Source organism: Pleionea mediterranea, from assembly GCF_003148745.1.
In the GTDB taxonomy this organism is placed as follows: domain Bacteria; phylum Pseudomonadota; class Gammaproteobacteria; order Enterobacterales; family Kangiellaceae; genus Pleionea; species Pleionea mediterranea.
The window spans coordinates 219,297-240,848 of record NZ_QGGU01000001.1 but is presented as its reverse complement, the minus strand read 5'-3'; the positions used below and the strand labels follow the sequence as shown (position 1 = coordinate 240,848).

At 43.3% G+C, this 21,552-nt stretch carries 13 protein-coding genes; 5 read left to right on the top strand and 8 right to left on the bottom strand.

From position 1 onward, the window contains the following. Positions 1-30 precede the first annotated feature (30 nt). Both C8D97_RS01020 and C8D97_RS01015 read right to left on the bottom strand, forming a co-directional pair. On the bottom strand, positions 31-1,563 hold the full coding sequence (locus C8D97_RS01020; protein ID WP_109761477.1) for a diguanylate cyclase: 1,533 nt from the start codon (positions 1,561-1,563) through the stop codon (positions 31-33). Positions 1,564-1,740: 177 nt separating this feature from the next. Further along, positions 1,741-3,111, bottom strand: a complete 1,371-nt coding sequence (locus tag C8D97_RS01015) for a PQQ-dependent sugar dehydrogenase (RefSeq protein ID WP_109761476.1) — start codon at positions 3,109-3,111, stop codon at positions 1,741-1,743. Positions 3,112-3,259: 148 nt separating this feature from the next. Here C8D97_RS01015 and C8D97_RS01010 point away from each other — a divergent pair, with 148 nt between their 5' ends. Next, positions 3,260-3,763: a hypothetical protein gene (locus tag C8D97_RS01010; RefSeq protein WP_109761475.1), complete on the top strand. Its 504-nt coding sequence runs from the start codon at positions 3,260-3,262 to the stop codon at positions 3,761-3,763. Positions 3,764-3,854: 91 nt separating this feature from the next. Here the strand turns inward: C8D97_RS01010 and C8D97_RS01005 are convergent, their stop codons facing one another. Beyond that, positions 3,855-5,972, bottom strand: coding sequence for an Ig-like domain-containing protein (locus tag C8D97_RS01005; RefSeq protein ID WP_109761474.1), 2,118 nt, complete (start codon positions 5,970-5,972; stop codon positions 3,855-3,857). Positions 5,973-6,384: 412 nt separating this feature from the next. On the opposite strand from C8D97_RS01005, the gene dbpA reads away from it, so the two are divergent. Both dbpA and C8D97_RS00995 read left to right on the top strand, forming a co-directional pair. Further along, positions 6,385-7,761 (top strand): ATP-dependent RNA helicase DbpA, encoded by a 1,377-nt coding sequence (dbpA, locus tag C8D97_RS01000; protein WP_109761473.1) that lies wholly within the window; start codon positions 6,385-6,387, stop codon positions 7,759-7,761. 85 nt (positions 7,762-7,846) lie between these two features. After that, positions 7,847-8,335, top strand: a complete 489-nt coding sequence (locus C8D97_RS00995) for an NYN domain-containing protein (RefSeq protein WP_109761472.1) — start codon at positions 7,847-7,849, stop codon at positions 8,333-8,335. A gap of 102 nt (positions 8,336-8,437) precedes the next feature. Here C8D97_RS00995 and C8D97_RS00990 read toward each other — a convergent pair whose 3' ends face one another. The 3 genes from C8D97_RS00990 to C8D97_RS00980 form a co-directional block, all read right to left on the bottom strand. Then, positions 8,438-9,058 (bottom strand): hypothetical protein, encoded by a 621-nt coding sequence (locus C8D97_RS00990; RefSeq protein ID WP_109761471.1) that lies wholly within the window; start codon positions 9,056-9,058, stop codon positions 8,438-8,440. 354 nt (positions 9,059-9,412) lie between these two features. Then, positions 9,413-10,771, bottom strand: a complete 1,359-nt coding sequence (locus C8D97_RS00985; protein WP_109761470.1) for a sigma-54-dependent transcriptional regulator — start codon at positions 10,769-10,771, stop codon at positions 9,413-9,415. Beyond that, positions 10,772-12,508: a sensor histidine kinase gene (locus C8D97_RS00980; RefSeq protein ID WP_109761469.1), complete on the bottom strand. Its 1,737-nt coding sequence runs from the start codon at positions 12,506-12,508 to the stop codon at positions 10,772-10,774. Positions 12,509-13,184: 676 nt separating this feature from the next. Here C8D97_RS00980 and C8D97_RS18490 point away from each other — a divergent pair. Further along, a complete protein-coding gene (locus C8D97_RS18490; protein ID WP_109761468.1) occupies positions 13,185-16,724 on the top strand; it encodes a S8 family serine peptidase in 3,540 nt (1,179 codons plus the stop codon). A 200-nt stretch (positions 16,725-16,924) separates the two neighbouring features. Here the strand turns inward: C8D97_RS18490 and C8D97_RS00970 are convergent, their stop codons facing one another. After that, positions 16,925-17,284, bottom strand: a complete 360-nt coding sequence (locus C8D97_RS00970; RefSeq protein WP_109761467.1) for a hypothetical protein — start codon at positions 17,282-17,284, stop codon at positions 16,925-16,927. A 67-nt stretch (positions 17,285-17,351) separates the two neighbouring features. Next, positions 17,352-17,903, bottom strand: a complete 552-nt coding sequence (locus C8D97_RS00965) for a hypothetical protein (RefSeq protein ID WP_109761466.1) — start codon at positions 17,901-17,903, stop codon at positions 17,352-17,354. Between the two features lie 606 nt (positions 17,904-18,509). On the opposite strand from C8D97_RS00965, the gene C8D97_RS00960 reads away from it, so the two are divergent. Beyond that, entirely contained in the window at positions 18,510-21,470 is a 2,961-nt protein-coding gene (locus C8D97_RS00960) for a reprolysin-like metallopeptidase (RefSeq protein ID WP_109761465.1), read from the top strand. Positions 21,471-21,552: the final 82 nt, after the last annotated feature.

The following is a 21,552-nucleotide window of genomic DNA, read 5'->3' as shown; positions in this document are numbered from 1 at the left end:
CTTCGATAAGCTCTGTTAAATAGTTTACAACTATTTTCGGTAACACGTATTATTCAAAGCAGCTACTTTTTGCGGCTTTGCTACCACCACCCGGTTTCGTCCAGTCTCTTTTGCCTGATACATTGCCTGATCGGCCGCTTCAATAAACTGATAAGGCGCCAGCCCATAAGCAACATTGTATTCAGCAACGCCCAGGCTGGCAGTAAGCTGAATGTTTTCATCATTATGCATAAACTGGATACTGGCTATTTTTTCACGGATGCGTTCAGCGTAAATCTTTGCGCCGTCCAATGCAGTGTCCGATAAAAACAGAACAAACTCTTCACCGCCCAGCCGTCCTACCACATCACTTTTTCGTGCCGTTTGTTGCAACGTATTGGCCACATCCATCAAGACCAGATCGCCAACATGATGACCATGAGTATCATTGATCATTTTGAAATGATCGATATCGAGAAAGATTAGGCAACAGGTCGAATTGTATCGGCGGCTATGCTCCATCGCCTGTTTAACACGTTCTTCAAAATAACGTCGGGTGTATACACCGGTTAAATCATCGGTAACGGCCTGGCTGTAGTGCATGGCGTGTCGAAGTGCGGCACCCAAATGCGATTGCAACGGTTTAATAAACTCACGATGCGACTCAAAATCAACAAAGCTGGAGCAGTTATCCAGATAAATCACCGCCAGAACATTACCGGCATAAATTAGAGGAAAAGCCAGCACACTCTTTATTTGACCTTGCTGCACACTATCGGCCGACTTTAGCAACATTGTTTGATTAACATCATTGGTAATGTAAATCTCACTGGAATCAAAACAACGCTTGGCCACCGTTTGACTAAACAGTAATTGTGACTGATTAACCGGTGATGATTGTGGCTTGTCTTGCGTTTGATGAATACTGTCGTATGAATAAGACGCAGAAGGCACCAGTTTTTTCAGCCTCGGTTTATGAAGTAAAACAAAGCCTCGTTCTGCACCAAATAATCCAACCAGCATGGGTAGTATCTGAGCCAACAGATCATCCGACACCATGGCATGGTTCAGCATCAGATTGATATGGTGCAACACCCGGTTGCGTTCAAACCATAAGTTGGCCTGCTCACCGAGTTGCTCAAAGGATTCTGTTAACGCCTGTTTGGTCGACTCTTCTAACGGCGCAATGGCTTGCTGAACTTGAGTTCTTAATTGATCAAACTGCTGAAAAATGCGATCCGATGAAAACTCACCCGTATCCATATTAAAAGTATCGTCGGCGGTTAATAAACTAACCCGGATGGGTTGTGCGCCGAGTTTGATCTCACTGGAAGGATTTAGCGTTGCCGCCGTTAACGGCTTAACCGGCCTGTGATTAACCAAAGTGCCATAACTGGACTCTTGATCTTCGAGGAATAATCCTTGCTCGGTTTTGTAGATTACCGCATGAATTCGCGACACACTGCTATGAGACAACACCAGATCACAAGACAAATCACGGCCGATAACAAACTGCTTATCCGTCAGCTCTACCTGCACAGAATTGGCGCCGTTATCGTCCGTCCAGGTTATCCTTAGTTTCATCGGTATCAGCAGCGTTTTAGTAGTGGGTTATTTTAAAAATTATTCTACCCAGTTATTCAGCCTATGGAAAGGCTTATCACTTATCAAAACCCAACTCTATCATACTGATTTTATTGGTAATATTTAACACTCTTGCTAAATCACACAGTCGTTCGGCCTTACCATATCGTTAAAACGCTATCTTTCACTGCGATTTATAGCGATCAACTTGCCGTTATCACTGTCTGTCAGCAAATAGATAGTGCCATCGTTTCCAAGGGTAATATCGCGAATGCGCATGGCCAGATGTTCAAATAAAGGTTGCTGCGACTGAATAAAATCGGCACCGCTGACTTTGCCATTCTTGGTACGAACCAGGCGCACTTCTTTATCCACCAGAGCTCCCACCAAAAAATCACCGTTTATTTCAGGAAACTGTTCGCCGTAATACACCGCCATACCCGATGGTGCAATGGACGGCGTCCAATGCAATAAAGGTTGCTCCATGCCTTTGTACTCGGCATAGGGCGAAATTTTAGCACCGGAATAATCGTTGCCGTGTGTGATCACCGGCCAACCATAATTATTACCCGCCACAAGCCAGTTGATTTCATCGCCACCGGCAGGCCCGTGTTCGTGCATAAAAATTTGTTGCCGCTTTGCGTCGTAAATCAATCCTTGAGGATTTCGATGACCGTAGGTAAAAATAGTGTTGTTGGCTTTTGGCTGGTTTACAAATGGATTATTCAGCGGATGCCCGCCGTCAAAACTGATACGGGCAACTTTTCCCATATCACTGGTTAACTGTTGCGCCTGCTCACGATAATCAAACCCGTCACCAGTTGTTATCAGTAATGTATTATCGGGTAACACCACCATGCGACCGCCATAATGCACCGGTGTATTTTTAAAGGGTTCGACATCATAAATAGGCACTGCATTTGTCAGCGCTAATGCGCTATTAGCCGATTCGTTTGCAGCAGTTCCCGTTAATTGCGCACGAACCACACGCAAGGTATTCGATTCTAATGTGCCATGAGCGTAGCTTAAAAACAGTGTTTGGTTGTTGGCAAAGTCTGGGTGCAAAACCACATCAAACAACCCTGCCTGCCCCATCACAAACACCTCCGGCAGGCCAGCAACAGGCTTCGACAGTTGACCATCAGAAAACAAACGCAACTGACCGGAACGTTCGGTAATAAGCAAGCTTCCGTCGGGTAATTCAATCACCGACCAGGGATGATCCAGCCCAGACAATAGCGTCTTTGCCGTATAGTGTATTGGCTTATCATCAATAATAAATTGACCGGAATATGACTCTTCAGTTTGCTCCAAACCTGTGTTGTTAGCCATTGCGTAGGCATTTGCGGATAACAGACTGATCACGGCTAAAATCATTCCGATCATCGTCATGATGCTCACCCTGTTAATCACAACAGTAAACACCCGTAATATAGCTGGCGCTTTTTGTTGGGTTTTATTCAGTTCAGCTATATTCAGTTGGGTCATATTTTGCTGAGCCATACTATGTTGAAACATACTTTGTTGAAACATATTCTGTTGAATCATAACCTCACCTTAAAAATAGTCCGTCAGTGTGCCAAATGGATAAATGTTCCAGCAACCAGAGTAACCACTTGGCAACTTTTCAACAAGGGGGGCATTGTGTACCATGGATTCCTTCCAAGCCAAACACACTGGGTGACAAGGAGCTTGTATGCCGGATTTATCTGAAACTATAAACAGTGCAGCTATAAACAATGCAACCACAAATAATGCACCAAGCAAATTAAGGCGAGTATCTGCTTTTTTACTCTCTGTAGTGATCTGCTTCTTTTTCGCCAGTGTGTTTCACAGCGCCTTTGTATTAAACGGATTATTACAACTTGATATCAACATAAGTTGGGCGGATCGCTTTGGTATGGTCATCAACGATTTAATCGGTTTACTGCCCGGCTACGGTTCGATTATTTTAGTCGGCCTGTTACTGGGTTATCTGATTATTGGACTGCTGCGACGTTTTGTCACCATACCAACTGTACTGGCTTACGCCATTGGAGGCTTACTCAGTTTGTTAGCCATTCATATGCTGATGTACCCACTGATGCACATAACCCTGATTGCAGGCGCGCGTAGTGAAGCTGGTCTGATTTTTCAGTTGATTGCCGGTGCCATTGGCGGCGCGGTGTTTGGTAGGTTGATACAGTTGAAAAAAAAATAAAGTAAGAACTTTAAAATTTTCGAAGTTTAAACCTAACATAAAAAACGTCAGACAGAACGTTACTGACTGACGTTTTCTCTTTTTAGTTCAATTATAAGGGTTGTAAAATCAAAGGTACTCTTTTATAAGCTCCAATATAACCTGACTTGAAAGGATTACTCCCTAAATCTAATACAAGATCATAATCAACAACTTGATTATTAATCAAATAGACCAAGTCATTACTTACACCTATCACTTCCATTTCTCTAGTTCGCCATACAACACACTCATTACCACTCGACTCACAATTATCAAAACTTGGTGAATAGTTGCCCTTATCATAGGTGTAGGTTGCTGTCATTTTGTTACTAGTTACTTCGAAGGTATATTGAGATAATGAAGACATTACCCACTCTAAAGGATAAGTATCATTAAAAGATTGAAAACCTTTTCCATCTTCCTGAAAGGTGAAACCTAAACCACGAACACCTTCAAACGCGGGTATCCACTCCATTCGACCTGTAAAATCGTGAGTCATAAGACCAAGGTCGACTTTAGCAGTCATCCCGGCGTAGACTTTAATCAGTTCATTTTGCTCTCTATACTCAGAGATTACAGGACTCGTACCATCCAACTCAAATAACTTTGAAAACCGATACTCTGTACCATCAGAAAAGTCTAGTTGTAAAACATCATTATCGGTAATCGCCCAAGTCCCTGATAGCCCATTTCGCTCAACAACAAATTGAGAGTTATCAAAAGATACCCTTGATGCATAAGTATAATACTCTCCACCTTCATTCTTTCCGTAAAAAGGCAAGGCAAGCTCAATGCCACTTGTGACTTCCGAAAACTCAGAAAAATCTATTTGCTTGAATAACGATGTCGTTTCTACAAAATTTGCTTCGTCACACTCAATACCATACTCATCTTGATAACTGGACGAATGTTCGGAAATTTGTAAATACAACTCACGATTGTCCGAAGCCTCTAGCAAAACAAGCTCTCTTGAATGTTCTCTTGATGTAAGAGTGCCAGTTTCTGAGCAAGCTCTACTTTCAGTTACCTCTTCAGACAGTGGCGAACCATTACTGCCGGTTAAAATAAACACATCGTTTTCAAACGCATAATCACCGTTGATTTTCCCCGCTGATGTATAGTAGTTAAATGTGTTTTCAGAGGTTAATGAAAATAATCCACCATTAATGTAATGTTCATCAGTACTATAAATAGGGTGTTCGTTCACATCAAACGATGCGGAAGCATCTAACCAGTTGCTATTATCAACCAGGTTTCGCCACAAACTGATAAATCGATCATCTGTAATGAATGAATGCTCATAAGGTAAACCGTCTCTATTATTGCTGGATAAATAATTATAATCTAACTGTTCCAACCAGACTTTTACCGAATCAATGCTTTCAGTTAACGATTCACTTTCATTATTAGCTATTAATAAAAATTCAATTAACGCCATTAATTCTTTAGTCGTTACTTGATCGAGCCCTTCATTGTAAGCACTTGTTGAAACAGGAACGCCATCTTGTATATGTTTAACCATTCCTGCTAATGCAGTACGAGCTTCATTTAAACTTAATGCAGGAACAGTTTGTGCCGAAACATGATCGGAATCATCAGACTGCTCAATTAGCCATCCAGCCTCACCAACTAATGATTCTAGATAAGCTGAATTACTTTCTGACTCAGCACTCAATCGAATGAATGATGCTATGTCGACAACATCAATATCAATTGAATACGTACCTTGCTCAGAAACTGGAGCTGATACAGTTTGATTACCCCAATGCGCGGTAACAGTACCATTAAACAAAGCAGCGGTGGTTGAGCCAGATAACGACAATGTGAAAGCAGTAACGGATAACGAAACTGTAGCAGCATCACTTTCTGAATTACCATCGGACACTGTATAATCGAACGAAAAATCACCAATATTTGTATCAGCAACAAATAAGATTTCATTCGATACGATGCTAGCTGTACCACCAGATACATTACTAACAGATGCAATGGATAGAGAATCATCCTCAGCATCAGTATCATTCGCCAAAACATCAATCGTAATCGACTTAGATAAGGCAACCGAAACTGAGTCTGCAATCGCAACTGGCGCGTTATTTTGCTGTACAGGAGGGGTATCATTGCCTGACCCGCCACCACAAGCAGCCAATAAAGAACATAGAAAAATTAAAACAATGGAATACTTCACTTAAATATCCTTTTCATATCAATTCAATTGGGCGCGTAATTTAACCAAAATCACTTACTATATCAATGTGAAATATTTCCAATTGTTTATTTCTTACAGTCCGCTCAAATTTTATACACAAGAATTTAAAGCTCTGTGCCTTAGAAGTTCAATCTACACCGTGATTATCCGTCAGTTATTATTTGATCACCGTTACTTTGAAGATACTATATTAAACTTTTAGTCATCTAACGTTTAAATTTTGTATACTTTTTAATCACAAGACGTATAATCCACGCCTCATTTCCTATCGCAACAATAATTAATGTCGGCTCAGGTTATATAGCGTCAATTAAGATTATTGAACGTCGTTGGCAATCCATCATTTTCGTCCCATTATTGACCACTTGGTCCAGCTATCTACAGGCACCTTATGAACAACCAAACATTTTCCTCATTGCCTTTATCCCCCGAGCAACTGAAAAACCTGGAGTCGCTGGGTTACCACACCATGACCGATATTCAGGCACAAAGCTTACCTGCTGTGCTCACCGGAGAAGATGTGTTGGCGCAGGCAAAAACCGGCAGCGGAAAAACCGCCGCTTTTGGTTTGGGCGTGTTACAACAACTGAAAGTGGGATTATCAAAAACGCAAGCGCTTGTGCTTTGCCCTACACGTGAGCTCGCGGAGCAGGTTAGCCAGGAGCTGCGCCGTTTAGCACGCGCCATCGCCAACACTAAAATTATTACCCTGTGTGGCGGCACGCCTATGGCACGGCAGCTGGCATCACTGACCCATGCGCCGCATATTGTGGTGGGCACGCCCGGTCGCTTACTCAAACATCTGGAAAAACAAACACTCGATCTGTCTCAGTTAAACGTATTAGTGCTGGACGAAGCCGATCGTATGTTGGACATGGGTTTCTATGACGACATTAATGCCATCATTCAGCAGTTACCCATCAAACGACAAACCTTACTGTTTTCCGCAACCTACCCGGAACAAATACAAACCATCAGCCAACGCATTCAACACAATCCGGTGCAAGTACAAGTCGACACCCAACAACAGGAACGCAACATTGAGCAACAGTTTTATCAAACCGAGAAAAAACTGGACACCGTATTCGCCCTGCTTAATCAGCATCAGCCTGCTTCCTGTATTATTTTTTGCAACCGGAAACAACAGTGTCGTGATGTTGCCGATGCGTTAAATCGACAAGGCGCCTATGCATTAACGTTGCAGGGCGATATGGAACAGCCGGAGCGTGACAAAGCATTATTATTATTCAGCAATCAAAGCTGTTCCATTTTGGTCGCCACCGATGTCGCGGCACGGGGGCTCGATATAAAAGAGCTGCCACTGGTTATCAGTTACGAGTTACCCCATGACGCAGAAGTGCATGTGCATCGCATTGGCCGCACCGGTCGTGCCGGGCAAAAAGGGCTGGCCGTCAGCCTGGTGTCAGAAACGGAAATTAAAAAAATCGCTGCCATCGAACAATACCAGTCAATCAATATTCAATTACAGTCTGCATCGGCCATATCGTCAACGCAGCCTAAGGCGATTAAACCGGCGATGATCACGCTTGAATTACAGGCGGGCAAAAAAGACAAGCTACGACCGGGTGATATTGTTGGCGCTTTAACCGCCACCAAACAACTGTCCGGTGACGACATTGGCAACATCAACATTGCGCACCGTAATGCTTACGTTGCAGTAAAACGCGATACCATTCAAACCGCGCTTGAGTTACTGAACAATGGAAAAATAAAAGGTCGACGCATCAAAACACGACGCATCAGTTAATCGTGTTACTTTTGATAATGAGTTACTTATTAATAAGACTTGAAACCAAGAGAAACAAGCAAAACGGCTAACAGGATAAATCCTTATGACAAAAAAAATTGCCGTACTGGTGGATGTGCAAAATATTTACTACACCACACGAGACGCTTTTGGGCGCTCATTTAATTATCGCGCTTTATGGCAGCGGTTAAACAATTTTGGTGAGATTGTCATGGCTAATGCTTATGCCATCGAATCACAGTTGGACAGCCAACGAAAATTTCAGGACGCTCTGCGTCATATTGGCTTTAATGTAAAACTGAAGCCTTTTATTCAACGCAAAGATGGATCTGCCAAAGGTGACTGGGATGTGGGCATTACCATTGATGCCCTTGAAGCAGCATCATCAAACACCATAGACACCCTGGTATTATTATCGGGCGATGGTGACTTTGACAGGCTGCTGCAACACGTTAAACAAAACTATAATGTTTCATCCACTGTGTACGGTGTTGAATCTTTAACGGCGCAATCCCTGATCAATGCTGCGGATCATTTTGAATCCATTACCGAGCATCTGCTATTACCCAAGTAAACAAACACTTTACAGCTCGACAAGATCCTTTGTATTACCTACAAAAAAAGCCGCCCGATAATAGGCGGCTTAGTAAAGCTTAAGTAAATAAAGAATGACGGACTACTGCTTGTCTTTCTTAATAATCATTTTTCTTACTTTTTGATCCGCATCGTCGGAGGATCTTACCACTTCATACTCATTTTCAATAAATACACGTTTGTTATCATCCATGTGTATTATATCTTCTGTGCTGCCAGTGAATATACGCATGTTTGCATTATCAATAAACGTCACGTCCCGAGTAATTCCTGCAGATAAAATAGATGCCTTAATCGACTCTTTTTGATCTTCCGATAATCCTGATGCCAATACTTTAATGGAATCATCGGCTTCTCCACCACTGTGATGAGCCATTACCCGTGCCACCATATGATTTTTATCCGGCTTTGGTAACACAACCTCTTCACCACTTTCAGTAATGATGATTAAGTCTCCGTTTACTTTTTTAACCGTCACCGAACCGCCACTTTGTGTGGTGATAATGCGCTCTTCGCCTTCGGCCAACTCAGGTAATTCAAACACCGTTGCCTCACCGTTCACTTTAATATCAACCGTGGCATTATCGTCGTTATTTTTTTTCACAAAAATCGACACATTTTTTTCTTCATCAGCAACAGCCACATTCGACATCACCAATGACACGCTTAACAATAAACCTGTAACAATTATGGATAATTTCATCGTCTTTTCCTTTTCTTGATTAATCGGACAGAAGCTTTTCCACTACCATCCTAATAAATACCCAATGACTCAAAGAGTCGTTCACATAGAGCGAGTGGATCTTTTGTATTTGGTCACTGTCTGTTTATCAATGACTGTGAGTTATATAACAACTAATGTGCCAACTATTTTTTCCAGTACCTGAATGTTATTAACTGTTTGTTTTATATGAAATTTACCTAGATGTTTAGAAAGCTTATTTGATCTACGCCTGACAACTCTATAAAGCAGTTATCCCCATATCGGGAAATTAAGCCTGATATGGGGAAATCTTAACTATCTATCCTATTGAAATCAGAGTTATTGCTATGCACGCTAATCACTTGAACTAATTTGATGCTTATCCAGGCGATACAAAAAAGCTTTGTAGTTAAGCCCTAACAGCTTGGCGGCTTTCGATTTATTGTTACGACTTTGTTTTAGCGCTTGTTGTAAAATGGATTTTTCATAGTCGTCCCAATTGATCCCACCGGCCGGTAATTCAACCAGTAACTCAGATGATTTGACCGTTTGGTTAAAGGGAAGATCCTGCTCGGTTACTGGCTGGTTATCATTCATCACACTTAAGCGTTCTATCAAATTACCCAGCTCCCGAATATTGCCCGGCCATGTGTGCTGATACAGTGACTGCATGGCGGATTTAGAAAACACCAGAGGTTTTCGCTGATGCCGTTTTGCGTATTTCAGGCAAAAATGATCCAGCAGTTCGGGTAAATCGTCCAGCCGATCCCGCAGAGGTGGCACCGATAAAGGAATAATGTTTAAGCGGTAAAATAAATCTTCACGAAAACGGCCGCCATCGACTTCGTCACTCAGCGATTTATGGGATGCGGCGATCACTCGAACATCCACTGTTATTTCTTCCGTTGATCCCACACGCATAATGGTGCCTTCCTGCAAAAACCGTAACAACTTGGCCTGAATCGACGCAGGCAATTCCGCTACTTCATCAAGAAATAAAGTGCCACCATCCGCCGCTTCAATTTTGCCAATTTTTTGTTGTGATGCGCCGGTATAAGCGCCTTTTTCCGCACCGAATAATTCGGTTTCAGCCAATGTCTCCGGAATTGCTGAACAATTCACCACCAGGTATTTTTTATCGGCGCGCTCTGATCGTTTATGCAACGCCTGAGCAACGAGTTCTTTACCGGTTCCGCTTTCACCGTGGATCAATACGGTAATATCCGTATTGGAAACTTTGTCGATTTGTTGATACAGCGTCTGCATTTTTGCACTGCCACCAATAATATTGCCCAGCGACTCTCGCACGACCACCTGTTGTTTTAACTGATTGTTTTCTTCCGTCAACAGCCGGGCATTTTCAAGCTTTGCCAGTGCAAATAATAACGGCTCTTTTTCAAAGGGTTTTGCTAAATAATCATCCGCACCGGAACGCATGGAGGCCACCGCATGACTGATGCTGCCATAAGCGGTCATCAACACAAACGAGGTGTGAGGGTAATTGATTTTTACCTGCTCCAGTAAATACAAACCATCGGCACCATTAAGTTTCCAGTCGGACAACACCAGATCAAATCGCCGCTGCTCAAGTAATCTTATGGCAGCCTCGGCAGACTCGGCCAGCTGACATTGATGGTCGGAGTTTTGTTCAATGATCGATTTAACCAGCTCGCGTTGCTGTTGTTCGTCTTCAACAATTAAAATTTCCATCATCTATTCACTTTTTTCAGAATGTTTACTGTGATCAGAATCTTTAGCCTGATCATTGTTATTTTTATCACTGCTATTTTGGTCACTGTCATGGTTATCACCATTACTTTTATATTGTTGGCTTTTATCAGGGTTAACTTTATCTGAGCCGTTCAACTCGCGATTGCTCAGGGTAACCATAAATACCGATCCCTGTGGCTGATTTGGTTGATACTGAATAGTGCCACCATAACGTCCGCTAATGATCCGCTGCGCGATATAAAGCCCCATACCGGAACCGTGGGTTTTGTTGGTGTTATGGGGCTTAAACAAATTGGCCTGCTGCTGTTTAGAAACGCCGCGTCCTTGGTCCACAAAAGCAATTTGATATTCGGCTTTATTGGTTCGACTTAAATAAACAGTGACCGCTATTTCTGAACGATCTGACTTATCGGAACGACCAGATTTATCGGTATTGTCTGAATCACCTTGTTGTTCAGTTGAATGACCCTCCATCGCTTCCAGAGCATTATTGGTCAAAGTTGCAAACACCGCGTGCAATTCCGAATAAACCGCCTCAACTTGCCAGTCAAAAGCTTCGGGAGTGTGTTTCTCAATGGCGGCATTTTTTTCGCTCTGTTGTCTATTAGATAATAAAGGCTGCACACTCAAGACCACCATTAACTGGCATTGATGACTGCCCTGCTCCTGCACAATCGATTGCAACAGTTCATAAACATTGATGGGTTCGGGCGTTAGCGCTTCGTGAGTGGTAATCACCATTAAACTTTTTATATGCTGATCAATTCGATGGATCTGTTGTTTAATATTTTCCTGCAATTTTGCATAACTTTCATCATCATTCGGGCGTAATTCTAAAGACAACAAAATGGTATGCAGAGGGTTTCGAATGCTGTGTGCCAGACCACGGGTAATTTCGGATATTTCGCTGGTGGTTTGCTGATCCTTAAGGCGATTTTTCTGAATTTCTAACGACTGCAAATGCGCAGACATTTTATTGATGGAGCCAATCAAATGTTTCAGTTCCGATCCGGTGAATCGACCGGCATCATCAATGGTTACCCCAAACTCACCTTCGCCGATTAATGCACTGGTGCTACTGACCTTTTTTAGCGGCCGGGTAATGCGATCGCTGATCCAGAAAAAAAACAATATCGACAAAACAATAATCAACACGCTGCTGATGATGATGGCATCGGTCGCCTTTTCCATGGTTTTTTCCAGCTCGGTACGCGGAATCGGAATAAAATAGCGCTGCCCACCTCGCTCCAAAATAATCGAACGACTTTCTCCCGAGTCGGACAATTGTAAATCCACCATTTGCTCCAGGGTAAGCTGCTCACTGCGCACCACCATCCGCCGATGGGTCTGCTTTATTCTATTTGCCTGTTTCGCTGAATGAGAAGGCTCTAATTTTAAAGATTCTGAATTTGAAGGCTCTGAATGATTACTATCACCAAGCTCATCTGGTTTATTTTCAGTAGCCCCATCAACAACAGCGGCATCACCAGTATCATCTTCGCCAGAATCCGTTCCAAACCGTGAGTTCACCAGCAACACGCTCGACGACAAACGCTGCGATAACATCGACTCAACCGTGTCTTTGCTCACCTGAAACGAGGCTTCACCCAGCTTTTGATCAATATTGTCGGTCAAACGGGCCAAATGCCAACCATTAATGGCCACCACCACCAGCAAGAACGACAATACACTCAGCATTATTATATTTCTTAGCGACATACCCAGGCCTCAAAAATCCCCATATGAGGAGATTATTACAGTTTATTTCGAATAATCCTAGGTAAGAGCAAAGGACGTGCCAAAAGTGAAATGTCGAGCAATGTACCAAACCAACTATCTTCGGTGCGCAACATGCGCACCCTACACCCCTCGTAGGGTTTGCACATCTTTTCGTGCGTAGCAATTACCAAACACTCAAATCAACCTTCTTTGCGGTGCGCAACTTGCGCACCCTACAAAAACCAACCCCGTAGGGTTTGCACGTCTTTTTGTGCGAACCAATTACCAAACACTCAAATCAACCATCTTCCGGTGCGCAACATGCGCACCCTACCCAAACCAATCCTCGTAGCGCACTCTACAAAAACCACACCCTATGAAAAAATATCAATGATCCACCCATGTTTTTCCTTACCGGTTATAAGGGTTTCCCCTCATACCTTTTAAACGCCTGTTTGTGTCAAGGTTATTGGCGATAGATTAATCGCGCATTGCAATTCGCCTGAAGCGACTGCGATGACGGCGGTTTTAAGCCATGCCGCTGGGCTATCACCAGACAACATCCAATATTTAATAACAAGTTTTCTGACCAGTGGGATGGCATTCTGCCCTGAGTGCTTGAGTGAATGTGTGCTTAAAAAATCGGGGCATGGGATAACCGATAGAGGAAACAATAATGTCTACACCCTTTACTCCTAAAAAAAGCAGCTTGCTGGTTGCGCTGGCGGTTGGGACAGCCTCCAGTGTAACAATGGCCAAGTCTGTTATTGTTGAATTAAATGATGCTCCAGTTGCGCACCAAATGTTTCATGCGCGACAGGCGGGTACACCAATGACGGCAGAACAAATTCAGGCGCAACGTGCCGATTTAACGGCCGATCAAAACAGCTTTTTACAATCGCTCGAAAGCAATGGCATTGCCTATACCATGGAATCGGTGGATATACCCGATGCCGAGGGCAATACTTTCCGTATTGATTACCGTTACACCCTGGTGTTTAACGGCATGAATATCGATGTGACCGACAGTGCACTGACGGCATTGGAAAATATGCCACAAGTTAAAAAAGTGCACGATGTGCGTGAACTGAAACCAATGCTGGATAAAAGCGTTGCCTACACGCGAGCGAATCAAGTATTTGGCCAAATAGAAGAATTAACGGCATTTGATGATCATCGCGAAGGCTACGAAGGCCAGGGCATGTATGTGTCGGTGATTGATACCGGTATCGACTGGTCGAATGAAATGTTTGGCGGCGATCCGACACCACCGCGTTTTGGTGTGGCGCCCCCAGTGGCAGCTTTAAACAATAACAAAGTGGCCTATTACTTACCGATTTCCGGTGAAGGCATGGATACCTTCGGTCACGGAACACACGTTGCCTCTACCGCGGCAGGTTATCTGGCTTACACGCCGGGTGCTGATGGCGTACCTAATACAGCCGATGACGCTGCGGTACACGGTATGGCACCGCAAGCCAAAGTAATGGGTTATCAGGTGTGTAATGTGGCTGGTCGTTGTATAAGCCCGGCCACTATTATGGCGTTAGAAGACAGTGTTTCACCTCGCACCTTGACCGGTCATGTGAAGCCAGTGGCCGATGTAATTAACTTAAGTTTGGGCGGCCCCGGTGGCCCTGACGATGCCAGCGCCGTTGCCGCGAGTAACGCCGCCCTTGCTGGTGCCGTAGTGGTTGCCGCTGCCGGTAACGATGGCCCCGGAGAGAAAACGCTGGGTTCACCTGCAGCAGGTCGACATGTAATTGCGGTAGCTGCCAGTAACGATCCCGGTGTAGCGCCAAACAGCGTAGAAGTGTTTAACAGCACCAATACCGATATTGACGCAAGCTTTGGTCCTTTTGTTGCGGCCATGTCTGCCGACAGTAACTTACAACAGCCGCTTGATGCGCCATTAAATGGTTTTTATGTTTTTGCGGGTCTGGCCGATACGCCGGATCAGGTACCGCTTTCGGTCGCCGGTAACATTTGTCTGGTTAAACGTGGCAGCACGGTTGATGTGGATGCGGCCGATGCCGGAACCGGATTATTCGCCAATAAAGCGGCGAACTGTCAGGCCAAGGGCGCTATTGCGACGGTTATCTTTAACAACACGCCTGAGCCTGTGGGTGAAGTATTAGCGCCAGCAGCATCGCCAGTGTTTACCATTTCTGGTACCGATGGCGAAACTTTGCAGGAACTGGGTTACAACGCAGCCGGTATATCGAATCGTAAGATTCAGTTAAACCCGGTGGATGCGTCTTTGTATCAACCCGGCATTGCAGGCTTTAGCTCGCGCGGGCCTATTTTGGGATCTGGGCAAATTAAAGCGGATTTAGCCGCGCCAGGGGTAGCGGTATTAGCCGCCACCACTAAATCGGGCCCTCCGGTTGCAACCATGGCACACCCCACGGGTTACACTTCGGCTAACGGAACCAGCATGGCTTCGCCTCATGTTGCCGGTGCAGCGGCACTGGTTCGTCAGGCTCGACCTGAGCTTTCGGTGGCGGACATTCGTGCTGTACTGATGAATACATCAACTAATCCTCGCTTTGCCGATGGTACACCTAAAGCCGATAACATCATGAACGACAGCATTCTTGCACAGGGCTCTGGCCTGATTGATGTTAAAGCCGCGGTTAATGCCAAAGCGGTGATGGGGATCCCGGGTGATGGTGTAATTGAACCAACGCTACTGGGCAGCTACTCATTTAAATCACTGCCGGTGATTGATACGCGTATTCAACACAGCGAAACCGTTGAGGTGACCTTGCGAGGTCTGGGTAATGCCGGAGACTACAACCTGAGCGTTGCTAACAATCGCGACCTACAAATCGACGGCATAGATGTCAGCCTGTCGAGCAACTCGGTTTCTGTCAGTGACAACGGCAGCACCACTTTTACCGTGAGTGCTAATTTTGATGGCGATAAAGTTCGTTCGACACTGCTTGAGAATGGTCAATTCCTTGAAACCATGTGGTATGTGATTGCCGAACGCAGCGATGGTAGCGAAACCTTGCGTATGCCGTTTTATTTAAAACCACGCATGAGTGAACCCGCTGCCGTAGTGGGCACACAAAGCGAAACTTTTAACGGTACATTGACGGCTGGCGATCAAAATACACAGGCGGTTGCCGGTGTGACCTATCAGGATTTCCCTGTTGAAGTGGATGCGTCGGCATTCCGTTTGGTGGGTGATCTGGATTACACCAGCAATGGGGTTGATGATGTTGATTTATTCCTGCTTGATCCCGATGGCAATCAAATTGCTTCATCCACCAATGCTGGTGGCCCGGAGCATGTTGAAGCCAATGTGATTCAACCCGGTACTTATACTTACCGTGTGTCCGGTTGGTTAAACGGTCCGGTTGAAACAACGTTAATAAGCACTCAGGAACTCGGTGGTATTGCACCAACGGTTTCCATGTCACAGGCTGACTTTATCGGCAGCAATGGTGAGTCCATCGATTTTGATGGTGAAGTCACCATCAGTTGGGCCGCCAATGGTGGTGAGCGTAAATTTGAAGTGGAACGCTCAAGCGATGGCGAAAACTTCGAAGCGATAGCCCTGCTAGATGCTTCGGTAACCGAGTTTACCGATAGCGAGTTAGGCAATGGCACTTATCACTACCGCGTGCGTTCATTGTTTGATGGCAAAATTGGTTTTTACGTGAGCGCGCCAAGTAATGTGAAATCCGTAACCATTGATCAGCGCGAAAAAACCAACCTGACCCGTAAAGTCAGTATGGCAATTTCGAATCTGGATTTAAGCAATGGCATCTTCAGTCTTGACATGGCATTAACCAACGACGATTCGACTGATTATGTGCCACTGCTTACCTATCGCATTAAGAAAATCAAATCGGCCTCTGGCACGGTAAAAGTGATTAATGCCGATAACGGTGGTGAAGGTAGCAAAGGTAATCATGCAATTTTTGATTACTCCTACCAACTGGGTAATGACGATGTGTTCAGTGCGGGTGAAACCACCGAAGCGCGGCATATTCGTTTTGCCGATCCGGCCAATGAGTTGTTCCAGATTTATGTAAAAGTAACGGGCTACCGTCAACTTGAATCCGGCTCAACCACGCAAGCCAGTGGTGCCTCGGCAACAGCAGAAACAGACGAGGATCCATCGCTGTTTGATCAACTGGTTGAAGTGACCGTTAATCCAATTACCGGAAGCGTAGTAACTCAACTGGTGGACGAACTGCCTTAAAAAGAATTGCCCTAAAAGGATTTGGCAATCTGGTCAACCTGGTGCTGACCAGTAAAAATACTAGTAATAGTATGACAATAAAAATATACACCCCGGTGCTTTGGCCGGTCACAAAAGTGACCGGCCTTTTTTTATTCATCAAATGAATTAGAACGTGTTTATCTTTCGCTCAAAATTAATCACAAAAACTGCTGCAATATTTATTGATGGTATTGCGAGCCGGTTGACGAATAAATGTAATCGCACTTACTGCCATCACGTCGAATATACAAATAAGACTCATTGCTTAGTCCTCTTATTTGATCCACATGGTATGGCTCGGTTGTGGTACAACTGAAGTAAGTACCCGCTGTATCGCGCGCACTGCACACACCGTACTGCGAAGACGGCAATCCAACAAAAGCGCAGCTGATAAACTGACTGTTATCGGCACTGTTACGCGCCCCCACCATTGAGCCATAGGCAATATTACTGCTGATATTCACCACATAGTGATTGGTATAACCGGCATAACTGATACTGGCAACCAATAAAGCAAATGCAAAACTAACGTATTTCATAGTGTTTCTCCTTGAGTTTACTGCGGTTGATAAAACCATCCCTGTGCGCTAACCGTTAAAGCACACACTAAAGAACCGTTCCCGGAAGCACTTCTATTTCGCCGCGATTAATCGCCATAATTAATTTTTGCAACGCAGCCTGGTGATCCTCCGGTGACATCTTGGCCATTTTTTCTCGCAACCGATGAACGCCCTGCTGATCGAGGCTACCAATGCTTAATACCGATTCAACAGCTTGATAACCGGTTTCATTATGTTGTTCCAGTAACGCTTGTTGATAATCTGTTAAAGGCTCCTTCGAAACTGGTAAGGAGCTTTCAGCAACACTTGTACGATTATTTTCAATGGTTTTCGTCAGCGATGTGACTTTTATACTCAGGCTGTTAACCAGATGTGAAAGGTGATTGATTTTTTCGTTAAGTGACCGATGATTGGCATTAATATTTTTCTCTGTTTCAATAAACGAGAAAGTTTCTTGCTCATAATGATCACTACTGGCTGTCAGGTTTGATTTGAAATCATCACTTACATTTTCTGGAGCAGTAGCAATTAACGTTAACGTCAAAACAACATTAATTAATAAGAGTACAACAACCAGACTCAGCATTCCCTTATGCATAATTAAGCTCCTTTTAAATACTTCCAAACTATCATTCCAAACGCTCACAGTTTGATAAGCAAGCCGTTTAATAACAATATTTTGATAGCCGACTTTGTTTAAAAACAGAGTACGCTTTATGACTGAGATAATGAATCGACGTTTTCTTATTTATACATTGGTATAAAGCGGATAATTACTTGATTCTGTAAGACAAGGTCGATTTTTTATTGAGAATATCGATATGAGCATTGAGATTCACTGAATAAAGTTATATTGCCCTATTCTATTGAAGCTCATTCCTTCAAATCATTAATTACTGTGCTAATAAGGTTTTGATGAAACTGCATTAGAGACAAGAAATTGCAGTGCGAGATAAACAGAAAATCCCACTGGATAGTTAGATTAATTTACTACCCTATTACCAAGACAGCCAATGAAAGATGCTTATCCGGTATATACCATATTGATCTTAAGTTGTTAAATTTTCACATATTTAATGTCAATTAATTCACAATAACGGACTCTAAAGGCGATTTATCTTGCCAACTGATGTCACATTTAACAAACTGACAAGATCCTTTCTATAATTTTCGGATCCAGCTCACGTACTTAAGGAGATACCGTTTGAATACTCAATCAGGACTGAATAAAGTTGTTACGCTTACCAGTGCAATTACTATATGCCTTGCTTCACAAATCACACAGGCGACAACATCGACTAGCGAACAAATAACTGAAGCAACTCACTCAACATTCAAAGATAAATCTTATTGGAATATCATTTCAAAAATGAATGATAGCCAGTATTCTAGTCAAGCAGAAAATTATCCTTATACCTTGATGAATGTCGATGAAACAAAGCTTACTAAAATATTAACCAGCACGCCTTCATACATAACAAAAAATCAACACGATAAGTCGATAACAGGTATTAAATTACAACTTCCATTACCCAATGGAGAGTCCGTTGAATATATTGTTTACGAATCTGCAGTTTTGCCGACAAGCTTGTCTCAAAAATATCCATCCATTAAAACGTTTTCTGGATTTAATCTTAAAGCTCCCGATAACACCGGAAAGTTTGATATTACCCCACAAGGGTTTCATGCCATGTTTCGTCACAATGGCACCATGTATATTATTGACCCTGAAAAAAATACAAATCAACACTACCGTATTTACAATGCAAGCGAAGCTCTTAATAGCCAATCTTACCGGCCACTAGACAGAGTTTTAGAGAGTTCGGAAAAAGAAGGTTCTGAAAATGAGAGTTTTCATAATAAAACGAAAACATTAAAAGCAGAGTTTGGTGAAGAGCTAAGAACTTATCGTTTAGCCGTTAGCGCTGCAGCAGAGTTCACGCAATTTCACGGTGGAACGGTAGAGTCTGGCCTGGCAGCGGTTGTCACAACCATTAATCGTGTCAATGAAATTTATGAAAAAGATCTGGCCATTTTTTTAATGCTTTCTGAGAATAATGATCAAGTAATATTCACAGACACAGCTTCTGATCCTTTCAACAACAATACCAGTGATATTAATTTAAATCGTGATGTGCTAGATACGAATATTGGCTCTAGCAACTACGATATTGGGCATGTTGTAAATACAGGTGGTGGCGGCCTTGCCGGTTTGGGTGTTGTCTGTGGTAACCGAAGGGCCAGTGGAGTAACGGGTCTTTCAAACCCTACTACGGATATTTTTTATATCGACTATGTTGCCCATGAAATTGGGCATCAATTTGGCGCTAATCATACCTTTAATGGCGGTGCAGGAAGCTGTGGTAGTAACCGCTCATCAGGGGCTGCTTACGAACCCGGAAGTGCTTCAACCATTATGGGGTATGCAGGAATTTGCGGCGATCAAAACTTACAAAATAGCAGTGATGCTTTCTTCCATAGTCACAGTATTGAAGAAATCAGAAATTACATTTCGAACTCTAACGGAGCCAGTTGCGGTACAAACTCTTCTTTGTCCAATAACGTACCCACCGTTAACGCTGGCGCTGATATTACCATCCCTGCCAGTACACCTTTTTCATTAACCGCAGAAGCAATCGATACTGATGGCAACAACAGTTTGACCTATTCCTGGGAGCAACTCGACCTGGGCCCTCAAACATTTTCGCGCAGCGAAATGATCGATGATGGTGAGCGCCCTCTTTTTCGATCTTACACACCCAGTTCAAACGCGACTCGATATTTTCCACAACTTAGTCGCGTGTTAAACGATACATCTTCGTTCGATGAAGTATTGCCTACGACAGACAGAAACATGGATTTTCGAATAACCGTGCGCGATGGTGCGGGTGGTGTCAATATGGATACGGTTTCTATTTCCGTTGATGATACGGCGGGGCCATTTACTGTACAGCCCTTATCAGATAATGGGCCGTTTGAAGGATTCACTACCATTGAATTAAATTGGAATGTTGCGAACACCAATAATGACATAACCAATTGTAACGCAGTAAAAGTAGTTTTATCGGATGATGGAGGCAATTCATTTGATAATGTATTACTGGAAACAACGGATAACGATGGAACCGAAAATGTACAGTTACCCAATGCCGATATTAATGATGCCCGTATATTGGTTGCCTGTACTGATGATCGTTTCTTTAACGTATCGCCAACAAGTTTTTCTGTAAGCGCACTAGCGGGTGTACCGGTTATAACGGGACAAAGTGACTTAACAGTATTGGAAGATAATTCACTTACCCTATCGTTATCGGATATTACTGTTACAGATGTCGATAATAACTTCCCTGATGACTTCTCCCTATCCTTAGAAAATGGTGATAACTATACGTTTGAAAACTTTACGGTTTCACCATCGGCCGATTTCAATGGCACACTTTCAGTCAATATAACCGTATTTGATGGCCAGTACACAAGCCCTGTGTACCCATTAGAGATTGATGTAGAAGCGGTTAATGATGCTCCTCAAATATCGGCTTCTAATCAAGAGTTAATAACAGATGAAGATGTCTCATTAGACATTTCATTATCCGCTGTTTCTATTAACGATATTGATAGCCAGCAATTCACTTTAAATATTATTAGTGGCGAAAATTACAGCGTTGAGAATACAACCATTACACCTTCTGAAAATTTTGAAGGCGATATATCCATTCAAGTTAGCGTAAGTGATGGCGAGCTGGACAGTAATGTTATTACGCTTCCTGTATCGGTTACACCCGTTAATGATGCGCCAATTGCAAGCGATGACAACTTTAGTGTTGAACAAGACAGTCAACAAAACAGTTTTAATCTATTAAATAACGACAGTGATGTGGATATTGCAAGTGTACTTAGCATTACCAATGTAAATTATTCTGGCTCAGGTACTCTGCAATTATCAGACGATAATTTAAGTGTCACCTACACACCGGGCTCTGGCTTTGTTGGCAATGAAACATTTAGCTATACAATAACCGATGAAGCTGGAGCAAGCGCATCCGCAAACGTACAAATAACGGTCACTGAAAAGCCTGAAGAAGGTGGCGGAGGTACAATAAACTTGTGGACGTTACTTTGTTTAATGCTAGTGGGTGCTCGAGTGGTTTACAGTCGTAATAAGTAACTAACAAACTTGTAACAGTTAGCGTTAAGTCAATATTCTCTCATAGTTTGTCTCATAATTGGTCTCATAAAAAGTGAGACCA

Excerpts from the sequence above, each read along its gene's own strand:
- C8D97_RS00965 (WP_109761466.1), bottom strand. The coding sequence starts at position 17,903 with ATGCATAAGGGAATGCTGAGTCTGGTTGTTGTACTCTTATTAATTAAT.
- C8D97_RS01020 (WP_109761477.1), bottom strand. The coding sequence starts at position 1,563 with ATGAAACTAAGGATAACCTGGACGGACGATAACGGCGCCAATTCTGTG.
- C8D97_RS01015 (WP_109761476.1), bottom strand. The coding sequence starts at position 3,111 with ATGATTCAACAGAATATGTTTCAACAAAGTATGTTTCAACATAGTATG.
- C8D97_RS00995 (WP_109761472.1), top strand. The coding sequence starts at position 7,847 with ATGACAAAAAAAATTGCCGTACTGGTGGATGTGCAAAATATTTACTAC.
- C8D97_RS00990 (WP_109761471.1), bottom strand. The coding sequence starts at position 9,058 with ATGAAATTATCCATAATTGTTACAGGTTTATTGTTAAGCGTGTCATTG.
- dbpA (WP_109761473.1), top strand. The coding sequence starts at position 6,385 with ATGAACAACCAAACATTTTCCTCATTGCCTTTATCCCCCGAGCAACTG.
- C8D97_RS01010 (WP_109761475.1), top strand. The coding sequence starts at position 3,260 with ATGCCGGATTTATCTGAAACTATAAACAGTGCAGCTATAAACAATGCA.
- C8D97_RS18490 (WP_109761468.1), top strand. The coding sequence starts at position 13,185 with ATGTCTACACCCTTTACTCCTAAAAAAAGCAGCTTGCTGGTTGCGCTG.
- C8D97_RS00985 (WP_109761470.1), bottom strand. The coding sequence starts at position 10,771 with ATGATGGAAATTTTAATTGTTGAAGACGAACAACAGCAACGCGAGCTG.
- C8D97_RS00980 (WP_109761469.1), bottom strand. The coding sequence starts at position 12,508 with ATGTCGCTAAGAAATATAATAATGCTGAGTGTATTGTCGTTCTTGCTG.
- C8D97_RS00970 (WP_109761467.1), bottom strand. The coding sequence starts at position 17,284 with ATGAAATACGTTAGTTTTGCATTTGCTTTATTGGTTGCCAGTATCAGT.